The 22,625-nt window shown below is 72.7% G+C and carries 26 protein-coding genes; 15 read left to right on the forward strand and 11 right to left on the reverse strand.

Going from position 1 to position 22,625, the window contains the following annotated elements; genetic code table 11:
• Window positions 1-107: 107 nt before the first annotated feature.
• Entirely contained in the window at window positions 108-869 is a 762-nt protein-coding gene (locus AC07BS_RS17445) for a MerR family transcriptional regulator (RefSeq protein ID WP_478932994.1), read from the reverse strand.
• 340 nt (window positions 870-1,209) lie between these two features.
• Here AC07BS_RS17445 and AC07BS_RS17450 point away from each other — a divergent pair, with 340 nt between their 5' ends.
• From AC07BS_RS17450 to AC07BS_RS17460, 3 genes are all read left to right on the forward strand, one after another.
• Window positions 1,210-1,584, forward strand: a complete 375-nt coding sequence (locus tag AC07BS_RS17450) for a VOC family protein (RefSeq protein WP_478639327.1) — start codon at window positions 1,210-1,212, stop codon at window positions 1,582-1,584.
• A gap of 52 nt (window positions 1,585-1,636) precedes the next feature.
• A complete protein-coding gene (locus AC07BS_RS17455; protein ID WP_478639325.1) occupies window positions 1,637-2,698 on the forward strand; it encodes a hypothetical protein in 1,062 nt (353 codons plus the stop codon).
• A gap of 118 nt (window positions 2,699-2,816) precedes the next feature.
• Window positions 2,817-3,272, forward strand: coding sequence for a hypothetical protein (locus AC07BS_RS17460; RefSeq protein ID WP_478932997.1), 456 nt, complete (start codon window positions 2,817-2,819; stop codon window positions 3,270-3,272).
• Window positions 3,273-3,300: 28 nt separating this feature from the next.
• On the opposite strand, the gene AC07BS_RS17465 is transcribed toward AC07BS_RS17460, so the two are convergent.
• Genes AC07BS_RS17465 through AC07BS_RS17475 form a run of 3 tightly spaced genes read right to left on the reverse strand, consistent with a single transcriptional unit; the run spans window position 3,301 to window position 6,189 of the window.
• Complete coding sequence (locus tag AC07BS_RS17465; RefSeq protein WP_478639322.1) at window positions 3,301-4,113, reverse strand: methyltransferase domain-containing protein; 813 nt, start codon at window positions 4,111-4,113, stop codon at window positions 3,301-3,303.
• A 42-nt stretch (window positions 4,114-4,155) separates the two neighbouring features.
• Window positions 4,156-5,997 carry an asparagine synthase-related protein gene (locus tag AC07BS_RS17470; protein WP_478932999.1) on the reverse strand — a complete coding sequence of 614 codons (1,842 nt, stop codon included), beginning with the start codon at window positions 5,995-5,997 and terminating at the stop codon, window positions 4,156-4,158.
• 15 nt (window positions 5,998-6,012) lie between these two features.
• Window positions 6,013-6,189, reverse strand: a complete 177-nt coding sequence (locus tag AC07BS_RS17475) for a lasso RiPP family leader peptide-containing protein (RefSeq protein WP_478639320.1) — start codon at window positions 6,187-6,189, stop codon at window positions 6,013-6,015.
• A 250-nt stretch (window positions 6,190-6,439) separates the two neighbouring features.
• Here AC07BS_RS17475 and AC07BS_RS17480 point away from each other — a divergent pair, with 250 nt between their 5' ends.
• A complete protein-coding gene (locus AC07BS_RS17480; protein ID WP_478933001.1) occupies window positions 6,440-6,859 on the forward strand; it encodes a hypothetical protein in 420 nt (139 codons plus the stop codon).
• Here the strand turns inward: AC07BS_RS17480 and AC07BS_RS17485 are convergent.
• Window positions 6,846-8,429: a carboxylesterase/lipase family protein gene (locus AC07BS_RS17485; protein WP_478933003.1), complete on the reverse strand. Its 1,584-nt coding sequence runs from the start codon at window positions 8,427-8,429 to the stop codon at window positions 6,846-6,848. The genes AC07BS_RS17480 and AC07BS_RS17485 overlap by 14 nt on opposite strands.
• 126 nt (window positions 8,430-8,555) lie before the next feature.
• Between AC07BS_RS17485 and AC07BS_RS17490 the strand changes: the two genes are divergently transcribed.
• The 5 genes from AC07BS_RS17490 (at window position 8,556) to AC07BS_RS17510 (ending at window position 14,792) form a co-directional block, all read left to right on the forward strand.
• Complete coding sequence (locus AC07BS_RS17490) at window positions 8,556-10,385, forward strand: sugar-binding protein (RefSeq protein ID WP_478933005.1); 1,830 nt, start codon at window positions 8,556-8,558, stop codon at window positions 10,383-10,385.
• A gap of 376 nt (window positions 10,386-10,761) precedes the next feature.
• Window positions 10,762-12,414, forward strand: coding sequence for a flavin monoamine oxidase family protein (locus AC07BS_RS17495; protein WP_478933007.1), 1,653 nt, complete (start codon window positions 10,762-10,764; stop codon window positions 12,412-12,414).
• A gap of 128 nt (window positions 12,415-12,542) precedes the next feature.
• Entirely contained in the window at window positions 12,543-13,190 is a 648-nt protein-coding gene (locus AC07BS_RS17500; RefSeq protein WP_478933009.1) for a M15 family metallopeptidase, read from the forward strand.
• Window positions 13,191-13,251: 61 nt separating this feature from the next.
• Window positions 13,252-13,590 carry a MazG-like family protein gene (locus tag AC07BS_RS17505; RefSeq protein ID WP_478933011.1) on the forward strand — a complete coding sequence of 113 codons (339 nt, stop codon included), beginning with the start codon at window positions 13,252-13,254 and terminating at the stop codon, window positions 13,588-13,590.
• Between the two features lie 158 nt (window positions 13,591-13,748).
• On the forward strand, window positions 13,749-14,792 hold the full coding sequence (locus AC07BS_RS17510) for a magnesium and cobalt transport protein CorA (RefSeq protein ID WP_478639307.1): 1,044 nt from the start codon (window positions 13,749-13,751) through the stop codon (window positions 14,790-14,792).
• Here AC07BS_RS17510 and AC07BS_RS17515 read toward each other — a convergent pair.
• Window positions 14,789-15,295, reverse strand: coding sequence for a metallophosphoesterase family protein (locus AC07BS_RS17515; protein WP_478639305.1), 507 nt, complete (start codon window positions 15,293-15,295; stop codon window positions 14,789-14,791). The genes AC07BS_RS17510 and AC07BS_RS17515 overlap by 4 nt on opposite strands.
• A 37-nt stretch (window positions 15,296-15,332) precedes the next feature.
• Complete coding sequence (locus AC07BS_RS17520) at window positions 15,333-15,857, reverse strand: AAA family ATPase (protein ID WP_478639302.1); 525 nt, start codon at window positions 15,855-15,857, stop codon at window positions 15,333-15,335.
• 88 nt (window positions 15,858-15,945) lie between these two features.
• Here AC07BS_RS17520 and AC07BS_RS17525 point away from each other — a divergent pair, with 88 nt between their 5' ends.
• Window positions 15,946-16,398: a VOC family protein gene (locus AC07BS_RS17525; protein WP_478639300.1), complete on the forward strand. Its 453-nt coding sequence runs from the start codon at window positions 15,946-15,948 to the stop codon at window positions 16,396-16,398.
• A gap of 31 nt (window positions 16,399-16,429) precedes the next feature.
• Here AC07BS_RS17525 and AC07BS_RS17530 read toward each other — a convergent pair whose 3' ends face one another.
• Entirely contained in the window at window positions 16,430-16,915 is a 486-nt protein-coding gene (locus AC07BS_RS17530; RefSeq protein WP_478639297.1) for a DUF5709 domain-containing protein, read from the reverse strand.
• A 238-nt stretch (window positions 16,916-17,153) separates the two neighbouring features.
• On the opposite strand from AC07BS_RS17530, the gene AC07BS_RS17535 reads away from it, so the two are divergent.
• Entirely contained in the window at window positions 17,154-17,867 is a 714-nt protein-coding gene (locus AC07BS_RS17535; protein ID WP_478933014.1) for a VIT1/CCC1 transporter family protein, read from the forward strand.
• A 34-nt stretch (window positions 17,868-17,901) separates the two neighbouring features.
• Here AC07BS_RS17535 and AC07BS_RS17540 read toward each other — a convergent pair whose 3' ends face one another.
• Window positions 17,902-18,243 carry a winged helix-turn-helix transcriptional regulator gene (locus AC07BS_RS17540; protein WP_478639293.1) on the reverse strand — a complete coding sequence of 114 codons (342 nt, stop codon included), beginning with the start codon at window positions 18,241-18,243 and terminating at the stop codon, window positions 17,902-17,904.
• Between the two features lie 81 nt (window positions 18,244-18,324).
• Here AC07BS_RS17540 and AC07BS_RS17545 point away from each other — a divergent pair, with 81 nt between their 5' ends.
• Window positions 18,325-19,467, forward strand: coding sequence for a Gfo/Idh/MocA family protein (locus AC07BS_RS17545; protein ID WP_478933016.1), 1,143 nt, complete (start codon window positions 18,325-18,327; stop codon window positions 19,465-19,467).
• A gap of 23 nt (window positions 19,468-19,490) precedes the next feature.
• On the opposite strand, the gene AC07BS_RS17550 is transcribed toward AC07BS_RS17545, so the two are convergent.
• The gene (locus tag AC07BS_RS17550) at window positions 19,491-20,378 is read right to left on the reverse strand and encodes an SAM-dependent methyltransferase (RefSeq protein WP_478933018.1); all 888 of its coding nucleotides are present in this window, start codon (window positions 20,376-20,378) and stop codon (window positions 19,491-19,493) included.
• Window positions 20,379-20,488: 110 nt separating this feature from the next.
• On the opposite strand from AC07BS_RS17550, the gene AC07BS_RS17555 reads away from it, so the two are divergent.
• The 3 genes from AC07BS_RS17555 to AC07BS_RS17565 all read left to right on the forward strand — a co-directional run bounded on the left by AC07BS_RS17555 (window position 20,489) and on the right by AC07BS_RS17565 (window position 21,883).
• Window positions 20,489-21,076, forward strand: coding sequence for a 2'-5' RNA ligase family protein (locus tag AC07BS_RS17555; protein ID WP_478933020.1), 588 nt, complete (start codon window positions 20,489-20,491; stop codon window positions 21,074-21,076).
• Window positions 21,077-21,152: 76 nt separating this feature from the next.
• Complete coding sequence (locus AC07BS_RS17560) at window positions 21,153-21,614, forward strand: GNAT family N-acetyltransferase (RefSeq protein ID WP_478933022.1); 462 nt, start codon at window positions 21,153-21,155, stop codon at window positions 21,612-21,614.
• A gap of 86 nt (window positions 21,615-21,700) precedes the next feature.
• Window positions 21,701-21,883, forward strand: coding sequence for a hypothetical protein (locus AC07BS_RS17565; RefSeq protein ID WP_478933023.1), 183 nt, complete (start codon window positions 21,701-21,703; stop codon window positions 21,881-21,883).
• Here the strand turns inward: AC07BS_RS17565 and AC07BS_RS17570 are convergent.
• Window positions 21,874-22,593, reverse strand: coding sequence for a TetR/AcrR family transcriptional regulator (locus AC07BS_RS17570; protein ID WP_478933025.1), 720 nt, complete (start codon window positions 22,591-22,593; stop codon window positions 21,874-21,876). The two genes, AC07BS_RS17565 and AC07BS_RS17570, sit on opposite strands and share 10 nt — an antisense overlap.
• Window positions 22,594-22,625 lie beyond the last annotated feature (32 nt).

A 22,625-nucleotide genomic window follows, 5' to 3' on the forward strand; every position in this document is an offset into this window, starting at 1 on the left:
AACTTCTTATGCGGGGAAACCCCTCCCCCCCCTTCTTCCGCAGGGGGACCCCCTCCCCCCCCCCCCGCCCCCCCCCCCCCCGCCACCGGAACGCCCGCCGCCCCGGCTCAGCCCAGCCGGGTCGTGGCGTACACCTCCATGGCCTCACGCTGGTAGGCGGCCAGGCCCGGGGCGATCGACTCGTACGCCGCGCGCCACGGCTCGTTGTCCACGCAGGCGCGCCCGAGCGCGCGGTACTCCTCCACGGAAACGGCGCGCAGCTTCCTCAGCGCCCGGTACTGGACGTCCATCTCGGCCTGCACCGCCTCCGCGTCGACGGGCCGGCCGGCCGCCATCAGCTCGGCCAGCCGGATCATCCCCGCGGTCCGCGCCCGCTGCCCGGCCTCGATCTCGGCCTCGCTCATCGTCGCGGTGTGCCGCTCGATGTCGCCGGCCAGCCCCGGGAAGTCGCGCAGGGTCTGCTCGTACACGGCGGGCCGGATACCCTCGAACAGGTTCTCCGGTCGGTTGATGCTGGTCATGGGCTTGCCGTCCTTCCTGGACTGTTCCAGTTCGGCGATCGTGCGGGAGACGGTGCCGGCCAGAGTGTCCAGCCGGTCGCGTTCGGCGAGCAGCCGGCGGTGGTGGCCGCGCAGGGCCTCCAGTTGGTCGATCTGCTCGGACAGGACCCGCCGGATCTCCGGCAGCCCCAGGCCCAGCGCCCGCAGGACGAGGATCTGCTGCAGCCGCAGCAGCTGGCGCTCCTCGTAGTAACGGTGACCGTTGGTACCGACGTGCGCCGGTGGCAGCAGGCCGATCTCGTCGTAGTGCCGCAGCGTCCGGGCCGTCACGCCCGACATCCGGGCGACCTCCGCGGTCGGCCACGCCATCGCCGCCTCCCTCATGAAGCGCTTCTCCGGGCCGGTCTCTCCGGCCCCGCTCAGGACGGTAGAAGGTGCCGCAGCGGCAGTTTCAACCCCTGTTCAAAACCCTGTTCACATCCCGCTTCCGGAAATCCGGTTGTCGGAGCCGACAAGATCAAGTAACGTCACCGGCGTGAACACCGGACCGGCGCTACGCCATACACGGATCGGCTATCCGGTGGAGTACTGACCGCAGGGCGGGTGCCAGGACGGCACCCTCTCGGTTCGGCACGCGGACCCCCTCGTCGCTCACGCACGACGAGTCCGAAGTCCGTTTTCGTGTCGAACAACAGCGAGGTACCTCCACATGGCCGTCACTTTCAACCACACCATCATCGCCGCCAAGGATCGCGACGAATCCGCCCGTTTCTTCCGTGAGTTGCTGGAACTCCCGGAGGCGCCGTCCTGGGGGCCGTTCGTCAACATCCAGCTCACCGACGGCGTCCTGCTGCAGTTCGCCGAGCCGCCGGTGGAGATCCAGATGCAGCACTACGCCTTCCTGGTCGACGACGACCTCTTCGACCGGGCGTACCGGCGACTGTGCGACGGCGGCGTCGTGCACTGGGCCGATCCGCAGATGAAGCGGCCGGGCGAGATCAACAACGAGCACGGCGGCCGCGGGGTGTATTTCAAGGACCCCGCCGGTCACGCCATCGAGCTGATCACACGCCCCTATCTGTAACCCGTACCCGCGATCGCGGGGAATTCCCGTTCCGGACGCCTGGGAGGGCCGCATGACGGTGTTCGCGTGCGCGGAGTGCGACGCTGTGCTGAGCACCCCGCTGTCGCAGGTCGCGCTGCCCGCCCACGCCCGCCATCAGTGGGGGAACGGTGTACTGCTCCCGGTGCTGATGGAACAGGGCACGTACGCCGTCGACCCCGAGCCGTACGGGCCGCCGTGGCGGCGGTACGACGAGATCGCGGACGACGAGGCGGCGGCCCGGGGTGTGTTCGCCCCGGGCCATGCGCTGTCCTACGGACCCTCCGGCTCGATCGTCGTCGCGCCGGGGGATACCCGTGGCACCGCCCTGATCCCCGAGCGGTGCGAGGGCTACTGCTGCGGACTGTCCGGCGGGGCGGGCCCGAACCTCGCCTGCGAGCGGTGCGGCCTGCCGGTGGCGACCCGTATCGACGACTGTTCGCTCTGGCAGGCGGTCTGGTTCGACCCGGGCGCCGTACGCCACCTCCCCGTCGACGGCCCCGCGCCCTGGGCCGCCGACTGGGCGGACCTGGCCCGCGGGCCGCAGGGCAGGCCGCCCTTCGACTCGACCGGGCAATGGGGCCGGGAATGGGAATCGGCCGTCGGTGCGGCGATGGCCCACCTGGTGGCCGCCTCGGACGGTACGCGCGTGAGCGTCCCCGACGGGCTCGTGGCGGACATCTTCCGCCACGCCCTCGACGCGCTGCTCCCGTCCGGGACACCGGCGAAGACCCTGGCGCTCGCCGGACCCGGCCTGCCCGGCCCGGACCCGGCCGCCGGCATCCTCCTGGTGCCGGGGCATCCGCGAACGGGGGAGGCGTGGCAGCCGTCCGGCACCGCGAAGGCCGTGCCCCTGGCCGCCGACGTGTGGGCGCACCTGGCCTTTCACCGTGAGCGCCGGCTGCTCCCCGCGACAGGGACGCTGCCCGAGGGCGTCCTGCGTGACGATCCCCCGCCGCTGCGTCCGGTCCGGCGCTTCCGGCCCGAGCGGCGCGTCTTCCTGCACACGCTGGCACGGCTGCCCGCCGTACGTCAGCCGTGGCTGCGCGCGATCCACGACCGGGTGAACGGCTTCGGGTACCCCAGCCCGTTCTGACCGCCGATACCCTTCACTGGACCCCGACCGACCTGGAGCAACGTGCCCCGGGCGATCTCTTCCCGGCCGAGGCGACCGGCCTCCCCGCCGTCCTCCAGACCCTGATCAAGGCATTCGCATGAACACATCCTCGGCCCGCCCCGACAGCCCGTCCGTCCCCCCGTCCGTGCCCCCGTCCGCGTCCGCGTTCGCGGAGCTGATGCGTGAGGCGATGACGGGATCGGACCGCTTCGGCCACCGCCAGCATGTCCGGCTGACCTGGCTGGCCGTGCGCGCGTACGGCACCGCCACGGCCGTGGACCTGGTCAGCGACGGCATCCGGCACACCGCCACCAATGCCGGGGCGCCGGAGAAGTTCCACGTGACGATGAGCCGGGCCTGGGTCGAGCTGGTGGGGCACTTCGCGGCCTGCGAGGACGAGGACTTCGATGCCTTCGCCGCCCGGCACCCGGAACTGCTCGACAAGGAGCTGCTCGGCCGCTTCTACCAGCCGCTGACGCTGGCCGGTGACACGGCCAGGTCCGGCTGGGTCGAGCCGGACCTGGCGCCCTTCCCCTGGCAGCCCGCCCGCTGACCGCCGCATCGGCGGGCGGAGGCGGCGGTCACCCGTGACGTCCGGGCACGGTGGCGGACGTGAGGAAGTATGTGACCGAGTAGAGGAACGTCCCACCGCGGATCGCCTCGTCGAGGAGGGCGTTGAAGCGGTGGGCCTCGGCCCGCTCCAGGTGGCCGAGGTCGGCGAACCTGTCGGCCCAGCCACGGATGCTCATCCAGCGGTCCACGGTCTCACGGTCACGTACGAGAAGCGTGCGGGTCTCGACGTGGATCTCCTGGAGGCCGAGCGTGGCGAGGATGCCCGGCACCCGGCGGGCGACGGTGCCGTGGCGGAGGTTCACGGTCTGCCGCAGGGACAGGACCCGGGCCGCGAGGCGGTGGTCCTCGATGTTCAGGGCCTGTGTGCCGGAATCCGGATCGAACACGACGACGCGGCCTCCGGGGCGGACGACCCGCACCATCTCGCCCAGGGCCTGCCCCGGATTTTCCACGTGCTGGACGACACGATCGGCCCAGACCCCGTCGAAGACCGCGTCCCTGAAGGGCAGACGATGCACGTCGGCCACGGCCACGTGCCGTAGCCCGTTCCTCCTCATCTCGGCGCACATGACCTTGGCCAGGTCGCAGGCCACGACGTCCGCGCCGGTCGTGGCGGAGAGCCTTCCGGCGGCATCGCCCGTGCCGGCCCCGACATCGAGGAAGCGCCGGCCCGGCCGGGCTCGCAGCAGCTCCAGCAGACGCTGCTTGTAGGAGACGTAGAAGGCTTCGTTCCGCAGGCTGTACAGCGAGTCGATCAAGTGGCCCGGGTCGGGATGGGCGTCGACGTCGGAGAAGGGGTACGGCACGTGGCTGCTGCCCATGACCAGCCATGCTAGGGCCGGCGCAGGGGCCGTGTCCGTCCTTCACCCGCAGTCCACCGAGCGGAGCCAGGCCTCGCAGGCGACCGTCTGGGACAGGGGCGTGACGACCAGCGGCGTGGGATGAGGGGCGAGCAGGGCGTGGCGCAGCGCGGCGGCGTCGATGAGCCCGCGTTCCGCGAGCAGGGAGTCCTCGAAGAAGCGCAGGAGTCCGGCGCGGTGACGGCGCAGGGCGGTGTAGAAGTCGGCGCTGTAGTCGCCCTTGCCGGTGCGGGCGAGGAGCGGGTCCGGGACGATGCCGCGCATCGCGGCGGCCAGGAGGGGCTTGCCTCCCCCGGGCGCGGCGCGGTCCTGCGGGCGGACCGCGAGAGCGGCCTCCATGACCGTGTCGTCCAGGCACGGCGCGGCCTGGGGCAGGCCCGCCGGCGTCGTCACCTGGTCGACGCGGCGGACCCCGCCGCCGGCGACCCGGGCGTACAGGACGGCGGTGTGCTGGGCGCGCCCCCGGGCCAGCGGTTCGCCGCCTCCGGGGACGCGATCGCACAACTCGCGCAGCGCCTCCCGGGCGGCTTCGACCGCGTACCGGGTCGCCCAGGGCGGCAGACGCGGCACCGGCCCCCACGCCAGGGACGGGGCGGGGGACCCCTCGGCGAGAGCGGTCACGTCCCTGAGGGCTCGTGCCTGCCAGACGGGGTACGGGGTGCGGTCCGCCAGGGCGCGGACGAGCGCCGTCGGCGACTGCCGGGTCCGCAGGAGATGGGTGCGGAGGCGGGGCAGGGCGGCGAGCGAGTGGTCCCGGAGCAGGTCGTGGAGATGGCGTGGGCCGACGGTGAACAGCTCGTCGGCGCCGAACCCGGTCAGATGCAGGCGCGAACCGGCGGCGCCCATCCGCGCGGTGAGGTCCGTCAGGCGTGCCCGGTCGCGCACCCAGGCGCCCGGCTCCTCGACCGCCGGGCACGGCCGTCCGACGTCGGCGAACCACGCCGGAACCCTCCCGCGCTCCACGCGCTCGTGCCGTGCGTCCGGCAGCGCGGCCGCGGCCCGGCGCGCCCGGACGCTGTCGTCGTTGCGGGGGTCGGTGCCCTCGAGATGGGTGGTGACCAGCCGGGCCGGGCCGCGGGCCGCGAGGAAGCAGAGGCTGGTCGAGTCCAGGCCCCCCGACAGATCCGCGCTGACCGTTCCGGCGCCGGAGGTGCAGGAGTCCACGGCGGCCGACAGCGCCTGCCGCAGGGCGGCCGCCCCCTCGGCCAGCGGCAGTACGGGCTCGGGCGCCCGCCACCAACGCCGCGTCCGGGCCCGGCCGTCGGCGTCGATGAGCAGGGCGTGGTCCGGCGGTACGGCCGTGACCCCCTGGCGGATGCCGGCGCCGTCCGCCGCGTGCAGGGTGCCCGCGGGCATCAGGCGTGTCGCGAGCACCCGCTCGTCCACGGGCGCCGCGATCGCCGCGGCCAGTACGTCGCAGCGATCGGCGGCCACCGTCACACCGCCCACTCGGGCGTGGCAGACCCGTCGGAGGGCCGACGCGCTGCCGCGGACCCGCACCAGGCCGCCGACCGACGCGACGAGGTGGAAACTGCCCGCCAGCCCCCGCACGAGCCGCTCGACCCACTCGACGTCCCCCACGGGCACGCGGGCCGGCTCGGCCGACCACTCGGCGGCGGGGAGCGCGCACCGTCCGATCACCGCCACCCGCGCGCGGCCGGCCTCGGCGACCTTCACCCAGCCGTCGGGCCAGCGCCCCAGGAGCCACGGCCGACCGGAGGCGTGCGCGACCACCCGATGGGCCGCCGGGCGCAGCGCCCGCGCCGCCGCGTCGGCCGCGTGGCCGTCGGACAGGACGACGAACCAGATGCCGGCCGGGACGGCCACCGGTGCCACCGGTGCCATCGGAGGGCGCTACCTCTACTGCCACCACCGCAGGCCCTCGCCGAGAGGCTCCAGCACGTTCCCCTCGAACGACCCGAGTGTGAGGGCGGAGAACGCCCCGACCTCGACGAACGCCGGAGGCTCGTACACCGGCTGCTCCAGGTCCTCCGGGCCCGGCCCGATGGGCTCACTGGTCGTGGTGATACCGGACATCGCTGCTCCCTCGTAGCGAATGCGCTGATACCGGCCCTTTACCCCTCCAGGTATCCGTGTACGTGTTCCGCACGCGTGCCCGAGGGTGTGTCGGAGCGCGGAAGGGGCGTGCGCGGCCGTGGGCCGCGCGTTCGTCCCGTGGTGTGCGCGGGCGCATCGCGGGCGGGAAGTCATCGGCCGCCTGTGCCCATAGGGTGAAACGTCGTCGGATACGGGACTCTCCTGTGTGCCCACGGTGTAGACGGGGCGTATGAAGACCAGACGGTTCCTCGTCCTTCCCGCCCTCGCCGGCCTGGCTCTGTCCGCGCCCGCGGTCGCACTCCCCGCCACCGCCGGTGCGAAACCCGCCGTGAGGGCCGTCGTCGAGCTCTCCACCGGCGACAACGGACGGAAGGTGTCCACGCGCCACGGCGGCACGATCAAGGTGCGTCTGAAGGTGGCCCGGGACCGCCACGTGACGTGGATGTGGGACCTGCCGACCGCGTCGAAGCCCAAGGTGCTGTCCCGGTCCTCGGGCCACACCTCGCCGAACGGGGACGCGGAGGCCGAATTCCGGGCCAAGGACGACGGCAGGAGCACCGTCACCGCTCAGCGTCGGTGCGATGCCGACCCCGGCCATGTCTGCCCCCGGGGGGCCCGGCCCTGGAAGGTCACCGTCAAGGTTCGTTGACCAGCCGAAGGACCGGAAGGGAATGGTCGTGCCAGAGGAGGCGGGAGGCCTCCTCCGGGTAGGCGGTGACGGTGGCGACATCCGGTCGCCCGTCGAAGACGCGTGTGAGGCGCCGCCCGGCGTCGTACGTGGGCCAGCCGGGGTCGCCGTGCGCGGCGAAGGCCGTCCACGCGGTGCGCATCCGCGCCGACAGATCCTCGGCCGCGGGGGAGGAGCCGTCGCTCCCGCCGATGAGTGCGGCGGGCTGACCGCTGTGCAGGTTGCCGAAGACGAGCGGGACGTCGAGACCGTGGCAGGCGCCGAGGACCCCACCCATGCCCGGGGCGGGCCAGGTGAGTTCGTACAGGTGGGCGCGTCCGCCGCCGGTGATCTGCGCCTGGGCGAGGTGGAGGCCGGGTATGCGGAACAGCCAGTCGGAGTGGACCAGTTCGTACAGCTCCTCCGGGCCCGCGGCCGGGAAGGCGTCGCGATAGCGGCGCGCGCCGTCCGGGCCGGGGGCGAAGACGTCCAGAGCGGCCGTGGCCAGCTCGTCGGTGATCCGGCCGAGCGTGCCGTCGATCGCGGTGAAGAGCCGCTGCTCGTCGCGGGTGTGCCCGACGAGGACGTCGACGTCCCGGCCGGCGCCGGCGGCCAGGGCCTGCCAGGGGGTGACGGGCAGGACGTCACCGTCGACGACGGGCGCGAACGGGATCGACCTGTACGCGGCCCGGCCCCAGCGCTCCGCGAACGAGACGGACTTGGCCGCGATCGCGTCACCGGCGGCGGGCAGCCGGTACGGGGACACGGTGGACAGATCGGCCGCGGTGGGCCGCAGCCCCAGCTCGGCGGCGCAGGCGGCGGCGATGCCGGCGGCGAGCGCCGGCGAGAAGAACGTCCCCTGGACGCTCTGCGCGACCGCCCGGCGGAAGAGACCGGCCGCGCGCGGCATCGCCAGCAGCGCGGCGACCGACCCCGCGCCCGCCGACTGGCCGAAGACCGTGACCCGCTCCGCGTCGCCGCCGAAGGCCCGGATGTTCTCGCGCACCCACTCCAGCGCGGCCACCTGATCGAGCAGACCCCGGTTGGCGGGCGCTCCCTCGATGTGCGCGAAGCCCTCGATGCCCAGGCGGTAGTTGAGCGTCACCACGACGACACCGCCCTCCCGCGCGAGGCGGGCCCCGTCGTACTCGGGAAGGCCGGACATGCCGAAGAGGTAGGCGCCGCCGTGGATCCACACCAGCACGGGAAGCTCCGCCCCGGGGTGCGGCTCGGGCGACCAGACGTTGACCGTCAGCCAGCCGGCATCCGCCGCGCCTCCCGCGCCGCCGTCCCTCGTATGCGCGTCCATGCCGAAGGCGCCGGACTGCGGAGGCGGTGGGCCGTACGCCACGGCCTGCCGTACCCCCTCCCAGCCCCTGACCGGCCGTGGCGCGGCGAAACGGAGCGCACCGACCGGCGGTTCGGCGAAGGGGATGCCGCGGAAGACCGCCACGCCGTTCTCCACGGTGCCGCGCAGTACGCCGGCCGCCGCACGGACCTCGGGTTCGGGCCCGGGCCTGGATCCGCTCGGCCCGGACGTCGCAGTCGTCATCACGGCCCCTTCCCGGGGAGGGAGAAAGCGTTCAGGGGGATCATCCCGCCGTGTCGGGACGAGAGCCACCTATTTACGAGGCGCCGAGCATGCTGTTGCCTGAAGACGAAGAGAGGAACGGTTCCCGTGAGTCCACGCAAGCCGAGACGCACCGCGCCCCTCGTCCTCGCGGCGGCCGCGCTCGTCGCCGTCGTGCCGGCGCTGGCCGCCTGCGACAGCGCCGCCCGGCCGGCCGCGCGCGCCACGTCCACCGGTGGTGCCGACCGTGCGCACGCGGACGTGTTGTTCATCGGCGCCCATCCCGACGACGAGTTCCAGTCCCTGGCCACCCTGGGGCGCTGGAAGGAGCGGGATGGGCTCAGTGCCGCTGTCGTCACCGTCACGCGAGGGGAGGGCGGCGGCAACGCGGCCGGCCCGGAGGAGGGCGTTCCGCTCGGCATGATCCGTGAGGCGGAGGAGCGCCGGGCCGTCGCGACCGTCGGCGTCCGCGACGTCTACTACCTCGACAAGCCGGACTTCTGGTACACGCTCGACGCGCCGCTGACCGGCAGGTCCTGGAACCGGGCGCCGCAACGGCCGACGGACACGCTCGAGCGGATCGTCCGGATGATCCGCGCCACCACACCGAGGACCGTCGTCACCATGGACCCGCGGCCCTTCAACCAGCACGGCGCCCACCAGCAGGCCGGGCGCATGGCGATCGAGGCGTTCACCCTGGCCGGCGATCCGAAGGCGTTCCCCGAGCAGATCGCCGTGGAGGGCTACCGGCCCTGGAAGCCCACCCGGCTGATGACGCAGAGCTGGGGTTTCAAGGGGCCCCTGGGCTCCCGCTGCGACGGCAGGCGGGTCGACGACGCGCACACCGGGCTGCCCGTCCTCGGCGTCTGGCCCGGCGGGCGTTCCGCCGGCGGAAGGACCTGGGCCCAGCTGGAACGGGACGCGGCCCGCAGGTACGTCACCCAGGGCTTCGGCACGCTGCCGGAGACGGTCGACACGCCGGCGGACAGGCTGCCCTGCGAATGGTTCACCGTGGTGGCCGAGAACGGGAAGCCCGTACGGGCCCAGGAGCGCGCCCAGTCCGGTCTGCGCCCCCAGTACGCCGAATTCCGCGACTGGGCGCGGCGGGTGAAGCTGCCCTGGCTGGCCAACGACGCGCAGCCCGCGTATCCGGACCGCCCGTCCGCCACGGTCGCCGAGGTGGCGGAGGCACCGGTCGTCGACGGCAGGGAGTCCGCCGGTGAGTACCCCGGTGCGGCCCTGAAGCTCACGCACTGGGAGGGCGCGCGCTGTTCGTCGGAGAAGGACTGCGCGGCGGAAGCGCGCTTCGCCCGCAAGGGCGACGACCTCTACGTCCTGGTGCGCGTCACGGACGACAAGCAGGGTGCCGCGCTCGACGGAACGGCGGACTGCAAGCGTCATTGGCGCACGGACTCCGTCGAGATCGACCTCGATCCGCAGGGCCGCTCGGCCGACACCTCCACCACCTTCAAGGCCGCCGTCCTGCCCTTCACGCGGAAGGGCGGCGGAGCCTGCGCCGGGCGTGACGGCGACAACCGGCAGGGGCCTGTGGCCAGGACCGCGCCGGGCATGGCCTTCGCGTCGACGGTGAGCGAGCCGTACGAGGGCTACACGGTGGAGGTGAGGATCCCGCTCGCCGATCTGCCCGCCCCCGTCGACCCCGACCGGCTCACCGCGAACGTCCTGCTGTACGACTCCGACACGCAGGACAGGACGGGCCGCTCCCGGCTCGCGTGGTCCCCGTTCGGCAGCGCTCAGGCCGACCCGTACGTCTGGGGGACCCTGAGCCTTCCCGGATACGTTCCGCCGCCCGGGCGCCCGACGCATGCTCCCGTCATTCCGCTGGAGGCGGCCCGGAGCACGGACTCGAAGGCCTCCCGCGAGCAGTCCGACCGCACCGGTGTGCCGCTCGGTGGTGGCCCGCGCCGGGGCCGGTGAGAGCGAGGCCACGAAGAACGACGCCCCCCTCCCGGCATATTCCGCCGACAATGGCCGGCCTGACGGGAAACCACCCCCGTTGCGGTGGAATTCGGACGGATTCGCTGGTCGTGGCCCTGTGCGGGCCCCTCGCGGGCGGATGACGCCCTTCTCGGGGTGGATTCAGGAGGAACGCGGGCTTCATGGTCCCTCACCCTTCTCGGTGGAGGGCCTGTCAGGCCGCTGACGGCGTGGCCGGAATCATGCGCTCTCATGCTTCTTGGCCGATATGTGGGCGCTGTCACGGCGTGGGCGGATCCGTAACGTCGGTATGGATCGCCATCCATGCGTATTTCACCCGAAAAGAACGCACACGCGTTCTCTTCCGGAGGCCGCCATGAGCACCCCCCACGACGTGCCCCCACCCATGACGTCCCCCACAGCCCCCGCGGGCCGGGCCGCCGAGTCCCTGTACCGGGCCATGGCCGGTACCGAAGGGCCGGAAGCGACAGGCTGGACCGGAGAGCTCGGCCTCCCGACGACCCGCCGCGCCGAACGCCCGACGGTGTTCGTCCTGGGCGCCGGCGTCGCCGGCCTGACGGCCGCCTACGAACTGTCCCTGCGCGGCTACCGCTGTACGGTCCTGGAGGCCTGGCGCCACGCCGGCGGCCGGAACCGTACCGCCCGGCGGGGCGACGCGCTCTACGAACGCGGCACCGGCGGGGAACTCGTCCGCACCCACCTGTGCGACTTCGACGAGGGCCTCTACCTCAACCTCGGTCCGGGCCGCATCCCGCACCACCACCGCCGGGTGATCGAGTACTGCACGGAACTCGGGGTGGACCTGGAGCCCTACATCATGGAGACGACCGCGAGCGTCGTCCGGCTCGGAGGCGCGCCCGGCGGCCACCGGTGGCGCAACAACCGCGTCGCCAACGACACACGCGGACACCTCGCCGCCCGCCTCGCCGAGCTGGAGCCGGACCTCGGCCCGGAACTCCGCGACCTGCTCGTCGTCTTCGGCGACCTCGACAGCGACACCCTGACCTACGAGGGCTCCACCCGCTCGGGATACCTCAACCCCCTGGACGTCCACACGTTCCCCAGGCCGGCGCCGCCCGTTCCGTTCCACGAGCTGCTGGCGTCGAAGTTCTGGACGGAGCACTTCTACCAGCCCGTCGCCTACCTGTGGCAGGCCACGATGTTCCAGCCGGTCGGCGGCATGGACCAGGTGGTGCACGCGCTCGCCGAAGCGGCCGTGGCCGAAGGGGCGATCATCGAGCTGAACGCCGAGGCCACCGGGATCTCCGTGCAGGACCAGCAGGGAGTGAAGATCACGTACCGGAAGGGCGGCCGGGAGTGCGTCGAGGAGGCGGACTACTGCGTGAGCAACATTCCGCTGCCCCTGCTGCGCGGGATCGCGTTCGAAGGCGTCTCACCCGAATTCCGCCACGCCATCGCCGCCGTGGACTTCGAGCGCACGTGCAAGGTCGGCTGGCAGGCGGACCGGCGCTTCTGGGAGAACGACGCCAACATGATCTACGGCGGTATCAGCTGGACCGATCATCTCATCACCCAGCTGTGGTACCCGTCCAACGACTTCTTCTCCGACAAGGGCACGCTGACCGGCGCGTACAACTTCGAGGAACGGGCCGGGGAACTGGGCGACATGCCCCCGGAACGGCGCATCGACACCGCCTGGGAGGGCGCGGTCGCCCTGCACGAGGAGTTCGGGCAGGAGGGGAACGTCCCGAAGGAGAAGGGCGTCTCGATCGCCTGGCACAAGGTCCCCCACATGCCGGGCGGCTGGGCCGCGTGGAACCCCGCCGACCCCGGGCACCTGCGCGCGTACAAGCAGCTGCTCCAACCGGAGGGCACGGACCGGTTGTACGTCACCGGCGACCAGGCGTCCCCGCTGCCCGGCTGGCAGGAGGGGGCGATGATGTCGGCGCACTACGTCTGCTCCCAGATCCACGGCGTCATGCCGCTGACCGCACCACCGGTGGTCAGGGTCCCGGACGCGGTGGCCCTCACCCAGGGGCCGTTCTAGAAACCGCGCCCACGGCCGTGCCCTTCACCCGTCCGGAGCAGTTGAGCATCGGGGGTGCCTCGAACTGACGCGCTGAGTGGTGGAGGGGGAGGACCGTGAGGGGGAGGACCACAGGGGAGATCGTCCTCATGTGCGATCCGCGGGTCGCGGCGATACCGGTCCGTGAATGCGGTGAGCGGCTCGTGGACGTGCGGTACAGCCGTCTGCTGGTCGACCGGAGCAGGGAGGACGCGGAGGGCGCGTTCGCGCAGGTACGGGAAGGCGTCCTCGGACGGCTCCTCGCCGCGCAGGCCGCCCTCCCGGACGGGGTCCGGCTGCTGCTCGTCGAGGGGTACCGGCCGCCGGCTCTGCAGGAGCGGTACTTCGAGCGGTACGCGCGCGAGCTGCGTACCGCCAACCCGGAGTGGCCGGACGCCCAGGTGCGCCGGGCCGCCAGCCGCTTCGTGGCCCCGCCGGAGACCGCCCCGCACACGGCCGGAGCGGCCGTCGACATCACCCTCGCCGACGCGGACGGCCGCGAGCTCGACCTGGGCACGAGCACCGACGCCACCCCCGAGGAGAGCGACGGCGCCTGCTACACGCACGCCCGGAACATCGGCGCCAAGGCGCGCTACCACCGGCGGATCCTCGCCGCGGCACTCGCCGGAGCCGGCCTCGTCAACTACCCCACGGAGTGGTGGCACTGGAGCGTCGGCGACCGCTACTGGGCGCTCATGACCGGAACACCGGCGGCCACCTACGGCCCGACCGTCGCCTCCCCGCACCCGGTGTCCTGACGGAAGGGACGACACGATGCTGTTCGAGGGCCCGCCCGTCCACGTCCGGAAGGTGAACACGTTGGCTGAGGACCTCTGGGAGACCGTCCACCGCATCAAGCGGTTCACCGACAAGGGCCGGGACCTGCCGCAGGACGTGGCGGTGCTGCTGCGCCTGGTCAAGACGCAGGAGGAGCTGGGCGAGCTGGCGCAGGCCGTCATCGGTGCCAAGGGCTGGAACCGGCGCAAGGGCACCTCCCACACCGAGGACGACGTGTTGAGGGAGGCGTGCGACGTCGTCCTGACCGGGATGGTGACGCTCGCGACGCTGACCGGTGACCCGGGCAAGGCGTTCAGTGAGCACCTCGACCGCGTCGAACGGCGCTGGGAGGACCACGTGCGGGCGGAGGCCGGCCGGTGAGCGGATTCCGCCTCTGATCTGTTCGCGGGCGCGGGGTGTGCGCTTCGAGCGCCTGGGCTGATCGGAGGCAGTGTTCCCGGCGCGAGGCGTGTTCGGCGTGGTGTGCCGGTGGTGGGCGACAGGGTGGTGCTCACCGGCTGGACGCGAGGAGGAATGCCGTGATCGTCGACTGCGCGCACTATCGCGACGGGCGTCGGCAGCACGAGGGTGCGATGCCGTTGGAGCAGGCCGCCGCCCGCTGCACGCAGGGCGGGTTCGTCTGGCTGGGGATGTTCGAGCCGGGCCCCGAGGAGCTCGCCAGGGTGCGCGAGTGTTTTGACCTGCACGAACTGGCGGTCGAGGATGCCACGGCCTTCCACCTGCGGCCGAAGGCCGAGCAGTACGAGGACGGCACCGAGCTGATCATCCTGCGTACCGCGCGCTACGACGACGAGCGCGAGGAGATCGACACCGGCGAGATCAGCGTCTTCCTCGCCGAGCACTTCGTGATCACCGTCCGCCAGGGCATCGCCAGTGAGCTGCACGGTGCCCGCAGCAGGCTCGAGCGGCGGCCCGAGCTGCTGCGGACCGGCAGCTCCTCGACGCTCTGGGCGATCCTCGACCAGGTGGTCGACAGCTACGCGCCGGTCGTCGCGGAGCTCGAGCGCGACATCGAGCAGATCGAGGCGACGGTGTTCTCCGGAGAGGTCGCCCCGACCGAACGGATCTACTTCCTCCGCCGCGAGGCCACCGATTTCTACCGTGCCGTGCACCCGCTGCTCGCCGTGCTCGGCCGGCGGCTGCAGGCGAGCAGGTCACCGGCCGAGCTCCTGCCCTACTTCCGCGACGTCCATGACCATCTGCTGCTGGTCAACGAGGAGGTCGCGGCCCAGAGAGACCTGCTGGCCACGGTCCTCGAAGCGAACATCGCGGTGATCTCCGTCGAGCAGAACAAGATCAATCTGCGGCAGAGCGCCACGATGGAACGGCTCACCATCCTCGCGTCCGTGTTCCTCCCGATGTCCTTCGTCGTCGGCTTCTTCGGGCAGAACTTCGACTGGCTGGTCAGGAACATCAGCAGCTTCACGGCGTTCGTCGTCCTCGGCCTCGGCGGGCTGCTGCTGCCCTGCCTGCTGCTGTACATCTGGCTGCGCAAGCGACGCCACAACACGACACCGGCCGTGCCGCAAACGGGCGCCGCCGTCCACCGTGTCACCCGCTAGTCCGCCGCGACGCCGACGCGGTGGAGCGTGACGTCCCGCAGCCGAGCGTCGGCCACCTCCACGGTCATGTACGTGTGGTGGGGCTGACGTCGCCGGTCGGTGGGGGAGCCCGGGTTGAGCAGCCGCAGGCCACCCGGAGCGGTGGTGTCCCAGGGGATGTGGCTGTGGCCGAAGACCAGCACGTCCACGCCGGGGAAACGCTCGGCGCAGCGCCGCTCCCGGCCCTGCGCGGGCCCCGTCTCGTGAACCACCGCGAAGCGCAGCCCACCGAGCTCGGCATGCGCGACCTCGGGGAGCCGGGCACGCAGTTCGGGGCCGTCGTTGTTGCCGTACACGCCGATCAGGCGGGTGGCGCGTGCGGTGAGGAGATCGAGGGTCGCGAGGTCCACCCAGTCCCCGGCATGGATGACGACGTCGGCGCCGTCGATGGCGGTGAGAAGCTCGCCCGGCAGAGCGCGGGCACGCCGGGGCAGGTGGGTGTCGGAGGTGAGCAGCAGCCGCATGACGGCCATTCTCACCCCGGGCGGTCGTGCCCGGCGTTCACCAGGCGGCGCCGCGCACCACCTCCGCGGCGATGTCCTGAACCGACCGGCCGTCGGTCGGGATACGGACGGCGCCGGGCGGGGCCTTCTCGTCGAGCAGTCGTGCCATGCGCAGACTCCGCTCGATGTGGGCGTCGAGCTGGGAGCCGATCTCCCGCTGCGCGAGCCGCCGCCTCACCGTCTCTTCCCCGGCGGTGAGCAGGACACATGTCACCCTGATCCGGCCACCGCCCATGGCCCGGCAGAGCATCGGCGTCTCGAGCACGCTCACCGTGTTCGTATAGATCAGGCGGTGCTGACCAAGGGTGGCGTAGTTCGACCACATGGACGCGAGGTTCCGTTCCGTGATCGCGGTCCTGTGCGGGTCGTCGGCGGGGGCCGGATGGATCTGGTCCAGATAGTCACCCTCGACGAGGCAGTGCGCGGTCGCGCTCGCGCGCAGCAGCGCGGACACTTCCCACGCGACGGTCGTCTTCCCGACGCCGGCGCCGCCACCGAGGGCGAGAAGTTCGTAAGAGGCCATGGCCCCGCAGCCTGACAGGCCGTCGGCACCGCGCCAAAGGGTTTTCGTGAGTTGCGCCGGAACCCCCGGCGCCCGTAGGAGTGTTCCCATGGCATTGAGCTGGAAACTCGTCATCGACAGTACGAACGCGCCCGTGCTCGCGGACTTCTGGGCCGCGGCGCTGGGCTACGAGGTGGAGGATCCCAGCGCGCTCGTCGAGCAGCTCCTCGCCGCCGGCCACATCGGTGAGGACGCGGTCGTCGTGCACCACGGGCGCAGGACCTTCCGCGGCTACGCCGCGATCCGTCACCCCGAGGACCCGTACGACGGGACCAGCGGCACCGGGCGCGGGCGCCGGCTGCTCTTCCAGGACGTCCCCGAGGCCAAGACCGGCAAGAACCGTCTGCACATCGACGTCCACAGCGAGCCCGGCGGTCTCGACGCCCTGGTGGCACGGCTGGAGGGCCTCGGCGCGACCCGCGTCCGTGAGGTGAACAGGGGGCCCGCCGGTCACTGGTGGGTCATGCGGGACCCCGAGGGCAACGAGTTCTGCGCCGCGTAGGCCCTCACACGCCTCACGCGCCTCACAGGCCTCACACGTCGAGGTCCTCGTCGTATCCGGTCATGGATTCCTCCGGCACGATGTGCATCGCCGCCTCCTCCGCGGAGGCCGCCCCGCCGTCGATCCCGACGTCCCGGGCGTAGACGTCGTTGCGCCGTGGGGGCATGGCGTCGATGGTGGCGGTGAGCCGCCCGGCGCGCGCGTCGCCGACCTCCTCGTCGATCGGTTCGCCGTCCGTACCCGGCTGATCGCCGATGCCGTCCCCGTCCGGCACCGTGATGTCGGGGACCTCCTCGGCGAGCCGCTGGTCGAGCGTCTCGCGTTCGCGCTGCTCGCGGGCCGTCGTGCCGTGGTGCCCCACGCCGAGAGGCCTCTCCGGGGGCGAGTAGCCCGCGTCGAGCACCTGGTCCATGAGATCGCCGTCGAGCGCGTTCTCCAGGTCCAGGTCGCCGGTGTTGTCCCGGCGGTCCGACCGGGCCGGCTGGTAGACCTCGTCGCCCATCATGTCGTCGGACATCCTGTGCCCACCTCCTTCCTCCCGCGCGGTTCCACGGTGACTTGCCTACCTCCACTTTCTTCCGTCGGGGCGCATCGGGCCCCTCGGAGGGCGGCGATCGTGTGGTGACGGGCGCCGTCGCCCGCCCCGCATGGCCGGTTACGCCACGAACACGGACGCCGGCCGGCGGACGCTCCCATTAGCCCGATCGGGTTAAGCCGACCGGGGGGCGGCGGGGCGATCGGGGGATGCTGGTCCGGTGAGTGATCAGACCCCGCCGCACCACGAGGGGAGCGTCCAGGCCACCGAGGGGCGGCTCAACTGGTTGCGTGCCGCGGTCCTCGGCGCCAATGACGGGGTGGTGTCCACCGCCGGACTCGTCGTCGGCGTCGCCGGTGCCACCGGGCACCGGGGCACCCTGCTGACCGCCGGGCTGGCGGGACTGCTGGCCGGCTCCTTGTCGATGGCGGCGGGCGAGTACGTATCCGTGTGCGCCCAGCGCGACGCGCAGCGGGCCGCGCTGGCGGTGGAGGAGAGGGAGCTGCGCGCTCATCCCCGGGCCGGGCGTGACGCGCTGACCGCCACTTTGCAGCGGCGCGGCCTGAGCCACACCGTGGCCGACGCGGCCGCCCGGGAACTCACCAGCAAGGACGCCCTGCGGGCCCACGCGCGGGTGGAGTTGGGCATCGACCCGGACGACCTCACCAACCCCTGGGCCGCGGCCGTGGCCAGCTTCTTCTCCTTCACGGCCGGCGCCCTGCTGCCCCTGCTGCTCATCGTGCTGCCACCGGCCGACTGGCGGCTGCCGGTCACCGTCCTCAGCGTTCTCGCCGCCCTCGTCGCCACCGGCTGGGCCGGCGCCCGGCTCGGTGGCGCCACGACAGGGCCGGCGATCCTGCGGAACGTGATCGGCGGAGCCCTGGCCATGGCGGTGACCTACGGGGTGGGGACCCTGCTGGGCTCGGCCGTTTGACGCCTCGTCCGCCTGAAGGCCTCGTGCGCCGGGGTCAGTGCACCTCCGGTCCGAAGTCGTCCACGTGGGTGCGTACCCAGCTCCGCAGGTGGGCCAGGGGCTCCAGGGCGCCCCGGCCCAGCGCCGTGAGCTCGTAGTCGACGCGGGGCGGGACCTCGGCGTGGACGGTGCGCAGGACCAGGCCGTTCTCCTCCAGGCGGCGCAGGGTGGCGGTCAGCACCTTGGGGCTGACGCCCTCGAGTTTGCGGCGCAGTTCACCGAAGCGGCGGGGGCCGTCGGCGAGGGCGGTGATGGCCAGCCCCGTCCACTTGTTGGCCAGCAGCTCGAAGACGGCACGGCCCGGGCAGAGCAGCGCGTAGATGTCGTGACGGCTCATGAGGCCATTGAACAGCAATGGTTCCCTTTGGATAGTAAGGGCCCTTGCGGGTGACCACCCTGCTCCCCGTACGTTCCGGGCATGACGAACACGACCACCACCACTACCTCCACTCCGCCCGTGCGCGTGGGCATCGTGGGCCTCTCCGCCCGTGGCGGCTGGGCGGCGCAGTCCCATCTTCCGGCGCTGCGGGCGCTGCCCGGCTTCGAGGTGCGCGCCCTGGCGGCCGGCAGCGCCGACTCGGCACGGGCGGCCGGCGCGGCCCACGACGTACCGCTGGTCTTCGGGGACGCCGCGTCCCTGGCCGCCTCGCCGGAGGTGGACCTGGTGGTGGTCAGCGTGCGGGTGCCGCTGCACCGTGAGGTGGTACTGGCCGCCCTGGCGGCCGGCAAGGCGGTCCTCTCGGAGTGGCCGCTGGGCAACGGCGCGGCGGAGGCCCGCGAACTGGCGGACGCGGCCGCCGCGGCCGGGGTGCGGACGTTCGTGGGGCTGCAGGCCCGCAGCGCGCCGGCCGTCCAGTACGTGCACGACCTGGTCGTCGGCGGCTATGTGGGCGAGGTCCTCTCCACCGGCCTGGTGGCTTCGGGGCGGCGCTGGGGCCCGGAGTTCGAGCCGGCCGGCGCGTACCTGCTGGACCGCGACAACGGCGGCACGATGCTGACCATCCCCTTCGGGCACACGATCGACGCGGTGACGATGGTGCTCGGGGAGTTCGCCGAGCTGTCCGCCACCACGGCCGTGCGGCGGCCGGTCGTACGGGAGGAGGGGACGGGGCGGCAGGCCCGGATGACGGCCCCGGACCAGGTGGCGGTGGCCGGGACGCTGGAGTCGGGTGCCGTGGCCTCGGTGCACTTCCGGGGCGGGCTGTCCCGGGGGACCAACTTCCACTGGGAGATCAACGGTACCGAGGGCGACCTGGTGATCACCGGCGACTCGGGCCACCTCCAGCAGGCCCGCCTCACCGTGCGCGGCGCCAACGGCCGGTCCCGCACCCTGGAGGAACTGCCGGTGCCGGAGCACTACTACGGCGCGCCCGACCTGGCCGCGCTGCGGGACACCACGGCCCAGCAGGTCGGGGCCCTCTACGCCGATCTCCTGACCGACCTCGCCACCGGTTCGGCCCACGTCCCCGACTTCGCCCACGCGGCGCACCGGCAGGACCTGCTCGACGCGGTGGAACGCTCGGCGGCCACCGGACAGCGTGTGCGATTCCACCAGATCTGAGATCGTTCCGGGTCCGCCGTACGTCACGAGCCGGTGCGGACCGTCCCGCGGCGGGCGTGGAAGAGGCCCCAGCGCAGCAGCCCCCGGCGCGTGATGTCCGTCCACAGGGGCAGGTTGACCAGCAGGTCGTCGACGTAGGCCGGGCTGATGACGTTCCGCAGCTCGGCCGCGCGGTGGCGCACCTCCTCGTCGAGGCGGGCGTAGTGCGTGGTGATGTGCGGGGTCAGGTCCTCGAAGTCCGCCTCCAGGCCGAGTCCGGCCAGACGCTCCAGATAGAACGAGGGTGTCGCCAGGGTCTCCACGCCGAGCCGGGAGAGCGCGGGCCGCAGGGCTTCGGCCGGGGTCCCTTCGGCCGCCATGATGTCCGAGAAGACCAGCGCCCCGCCCGGTTCGAGGACGCGTACGGCCTCGCGCAGCGCGCCGTCCCGGTCCGCGACATGGCACAGGACCTCAAGGGACCACACCACGTCGAAACGTTCCGCTTCGAAGGGGAGGTCGTTGAGCGAGCCGGTGACGACCTCGATCAGGCCGTCCAGCCCCCGCCGGGCGTTGGCCTCGCGGTGCCGCCGGTTGTGCTCCTCGCTGAGGTCGACGGCCACCACCCGGCAGCCGAAGCGCTCGGCGAGCGCACGGGCCGAGCCGCCGTACCCCGAGCCCAGGTCCAGCACCGTGGCCCGCGGGCCGAGCAGGTCCGCGACCCGGTCCCCGGCGTGCCGCACGGTACGGTGCGAGGCGTCCGCGATCGCCTCCCGCGCGTGGGCGTAGACGCCGACATGGATGTCCTCGCCACCCCAGACGGTGTCGTAGAAGGCGTCGACATCGCCGGTGTCGTAGTAGCGGCGGGTCGTCTCCTCGTGAGCTCGTGCGCCGCGGTGGTCCGTTCCGTGGTCGTCCCTCGTCTCATCGATCATGGCGGGTGGATTCCCCGCCTCCGCAAGATCGATTCACCGCACCCACGATCACCGACGACTATGCGCCATCATTCCGGGTGGCAGCGTGGGAAGCGCGGCACCATGGAGACGTGGACGGGAACCCGGAGGCCGGCGGCGCCGGGCCGGTGGGCGTGCTGGAGGCGGCACCCACGGCCCGGACGGCGGTGGCGTGGCTTCCGCCGCGGGACCTCTGGCCGGCGATCCAGGACATTCGCTGGGAGCACGACCCGCAGGTACGGCGGTGGCCGCCGCACGTGAACGTGCTGTTCGGCTTCGTGCGGGAGGAGGAGTTCGCGCGGGCCGTGCCACTGCTGTCGGCCGCGGCCGCGGAGAGCGCCGCGTTCACCGCGCGTCTGTCCGGCGTGCGGTACTTCCGCCACCGGCACTACGCGACGGTGTGGCTCGACCCGGCCGCGGCGGACCCGGCGCCGTGGGCCCGTCTCCACCGGGTGCTGGAGACGCGGTTCCCGCTGTGCCGCGGGCGCGGCGACCGCTTCACCCCGCATCTGTCCCTCGGCCGCACCCAGGACCCGCGCCCGCTGGCCGCCGAGTGCGCCGCCCGGCTGGGCTCGTCGACGGCGGTGGTCGACGAGGTGGTCCTGCTCTCCCGGCGCGGCGAGGAGCCCATGGTGCCCCGGGCCGCGATCGAGCTGGGCACGGGCGAGATCCGCTGGTGAACTGTCCGCTGGTGCACTGTCGTAGCCACGCGCGCTGTAATAGTCACTTGCTGGGTTCACTCCTATACTGCGATGGATGCAGCCCATAACGATCAAGCGGGCCGTCGCGCAGGACGCGGCGCGCCTCACCGCCCTCGTGCAGGAGTCCGGCGCCTACCGCGGGATGTACGCGTCGATCATCTCCGGATACCGGGTCACCGCCGACTACATCGCCCGGCACCGCGTCTTCGTGGCGGTCGACGCGGCCGGGCAACTGCTGGGCTTCTACTCCCTGATGCTGGACCCGGCGGAACTGGACCTGGCGTTCGTGGCGGACGGCGCGCAGGGCGGAGGTGTCGGCCGGCTCCTCGTCGAGCACATGCTCGGCCAGGCCGGGGCGGCCGGCCTGACCGGCGTGCGGGTGGTCTCCCACCCGCCGGCCGAGGAGTTCTACCGCCGCCTGGGCGCCGAGCGCGTGGGCACGGTCGCGCCGTCACCACCGAAGGTCGCCTGGGAGCGTCCCGAGCTGCGTTTCGCCGTCGCCCGACACGACTCCTGACGTGACTTCCGTATGACGGAAGTCGTGGCGGTCAGGACGCCTTGACCTCCAGGCGCTTGATCCTGCCGACCGCGCCGAGGCGGGCGATGTCCTGGCCTGCGAGGGCGAAGACCTCGCCGGAGTCGCGGCGGCCGGCGACCGCCCACGACGCGGTGAGCGTGTCCGCGTCCGGCGCATCGCTGCGCCGCGCCGACCTGGAGGCCCGCTTCCCCGGCCTCGTCGACCCGCTCATCGAGGCCGCCACCGGCACCGGCCCGGCTCAGGCCTGAGGCTCTCCCAGCGCCGCCAGGACCTTGGCGACCGTGCGGTCGAAGAGGGGGCCGGGGTCGGTCAGGGCGAAGTCGAGATGGCCGAAGACCTCGACGGCCACGGCTCCGTACAGACGGGCCCAGCAGGAGACGAAGACGAAGATGGCCTCCAGCGGCACAGGCGCGCCGTCGAGGTGCTCGCGCACCTCCTCCAACTGGGTGACCCATGCCGGGTCCAGGTCGGTGGGCGGCCGGACGCCGCCGTTCCGCCACAGCTGGACCATCAGATCCAGAAGGACGCCGCCGAAGCGCCAGCCGGAATCGTGCGCGATCGTTCCGGGCGCGGTGTCGGCGTCCGTGAGCGGCTTGGCGAAGAGCAGCCCGAACTCCCGTGGGTGGTCCAGCGCCCAGCGGCGCAGTTCGTGGCACGCCTCGGCCAGCCGGCGCCCCGGCTCGGAGGCCGGATGCCGGTCGCGTGCCGACGCCAGGGCCGTGGCCAGCTCGTCGTAGAGGGACGAGGCCAGCGCCTGGACCAGGTCGCGATGGGCCGGGTAGTAGCGGTAGAGACCGGGCGCCGTCATGCCCATCTCGCGGGCGATGGCCCGCAGGGTGACCGCGCCGGGCCCCTCCTCGACCAGCAGCCGCCGGCCCGTGCGCAGGATCTCGGCCAGCGCCTCCTCGCGGACGCGGTGACGGCGCCCGCCCGTGGAGGTTCCCTCAGTGCTCGGCACGGTCGTGCGCCCGCCTTCCCTCTTGACGAAGT

The sequence above is a fragment of the Streptomyces sp. NPDC044063 genome (genome assembly GCF_056434285.1).

Coding starts and splice junctions, on each gene's coding strand:
- AC07BS_RS17465 (WP_478639322.1), bottom strand. CDS start 4,113: ATGGGCAGCAGCCACGTGCCGTACCCCTTCTCCGACGTCGACGCCCAT.
- AC07BS_RS17450 (WP_478639327.1), top strand. CDS start 1,210: ATGGCCGTCACTTTCAACCACACCATCATCGCCGCCAAGGATCGCGAC.
- AC07BS_RS17550 (WP_478933018.1), bottom strand. CDS start 20,378: ATGATCGATGAGACGAGGGACGACCACGGAACGGACCACCGCGGCGCA.
- AC07BS_RS17445 (WP_478932994.1), bottom strand. CDS start 869: ATGGCGTGGCCGACCGCGGAGGTCGCCCGGATGTCGGGCGTGACGGCC.
- AC07BS_RS17560 (WP_478933022.1), top strand. CDS start 21,153: ATGCAGCCCATAACGATCAAGCGGGCCGTCGCGCAGGACGCGGCGCGC.
- AC07BS_RS17520 (WP_478639302.1), bottom strand. CDS start 15,857: ATGGCCTCTTACGAACTTCTCGCCCTCGGTGGCGGCGCCGGCGTCGGG.
- AC07BS_RS17545 (WP_478933016.1), top strand. CDS start 18,325: ATGACGAACACGACCACCACCACTACCTCCACTCCGCCCGTGCGCGTG.
- AC07BS_RS17495 (WP_478933007.1), top strand. CDS start 10,762: ATGAGCACCCCCCACGACGTGCCCCCACCCATGACGTCCCCCACAGCC.
- AC07BS_RS17530 (WP_478639297.1), bottom strand. CDS start 16,915: ATGTCCGACGACATGATGGGCGACGAGGTCTACCAGCCGGCCCGGTCG.
- AC07BS_RS17525 (WP_478639300.1), top strand. CDS start 15,946: ATGGCATTGAGCTGGAAACTCGTCATCGACAGTACGAACGCGCCCGTG.
- AC07BS_RS17565 (WP_478933023.1), top strand. CDS start 21,701: ATGTCCTGGCCTGCGAGGGCGAAGACCTCGCCGGAGTCGCGGCGGCCG.
- AC07BS_RS17485 (WP_478933003.1), bottom strand. CDS start 8,429: ATGACGACTGCGACGTCCGGGCCGAGCGGATCCAGGCCCGGGCCCGAA.
- AC07BS_RS17475 (WP_478639320.1), bottom strand. CDS start 6,189: ATGTCCGGTATCACCACGACCAGTGAGCCCATCGGGCCGGGCCCGGAG.
- AC07BS_RS17515 (WP_478639305.1), bottom strand. CDS start 15,295: ATGCGGCTGCTGCTCACCTCCGACACCCACCTGCCCCGGCGTGCCCGC.
- AC07BS_RS17500 (WP_478933009.1), top strand. CDS start 12,543: ATGTGCGATCCGCGGGTCGCGGCGATACCGGTCCGTGAATGCGGTGAG.
- AC07BS_RS17480 (WP_478933001.1), top strand. CDS start 6,440: ATGAAGACCAGACGGTTCCTCGTCCTTCCCGCCCTCGCCGGCCTGGCT.
- AC07BS_RS17470 (WP_478932999.1), bottom strand. CDS start 5,997: ATGGCACCGGTGGCACCGGTGGCCGTCCCGGCCGGCATCTGGTTCGTC.
- AC07BS_RS17455 (WP_478639325.1), top strand. CDS start 1,637: ATGACGGTGTTCGCGTGCGCGGAGTGCGACGCTGTGCTGAGCACCCCG.
- AC07BS_RS17460 (WP_478932997.1), top strand. CDS start 2,817: ATGAACACATCCTCGGCCCGCCCCGACAGCCCGTCCGTCCCCCCGTCC.
- AC07BS_RS17540 (WP_478639293.1), bottom strand. CDS start 18,243: ATGAGCCGTCACGACATCTACGCGCTGCTCTGCCCGGGCCGTGCCGTC.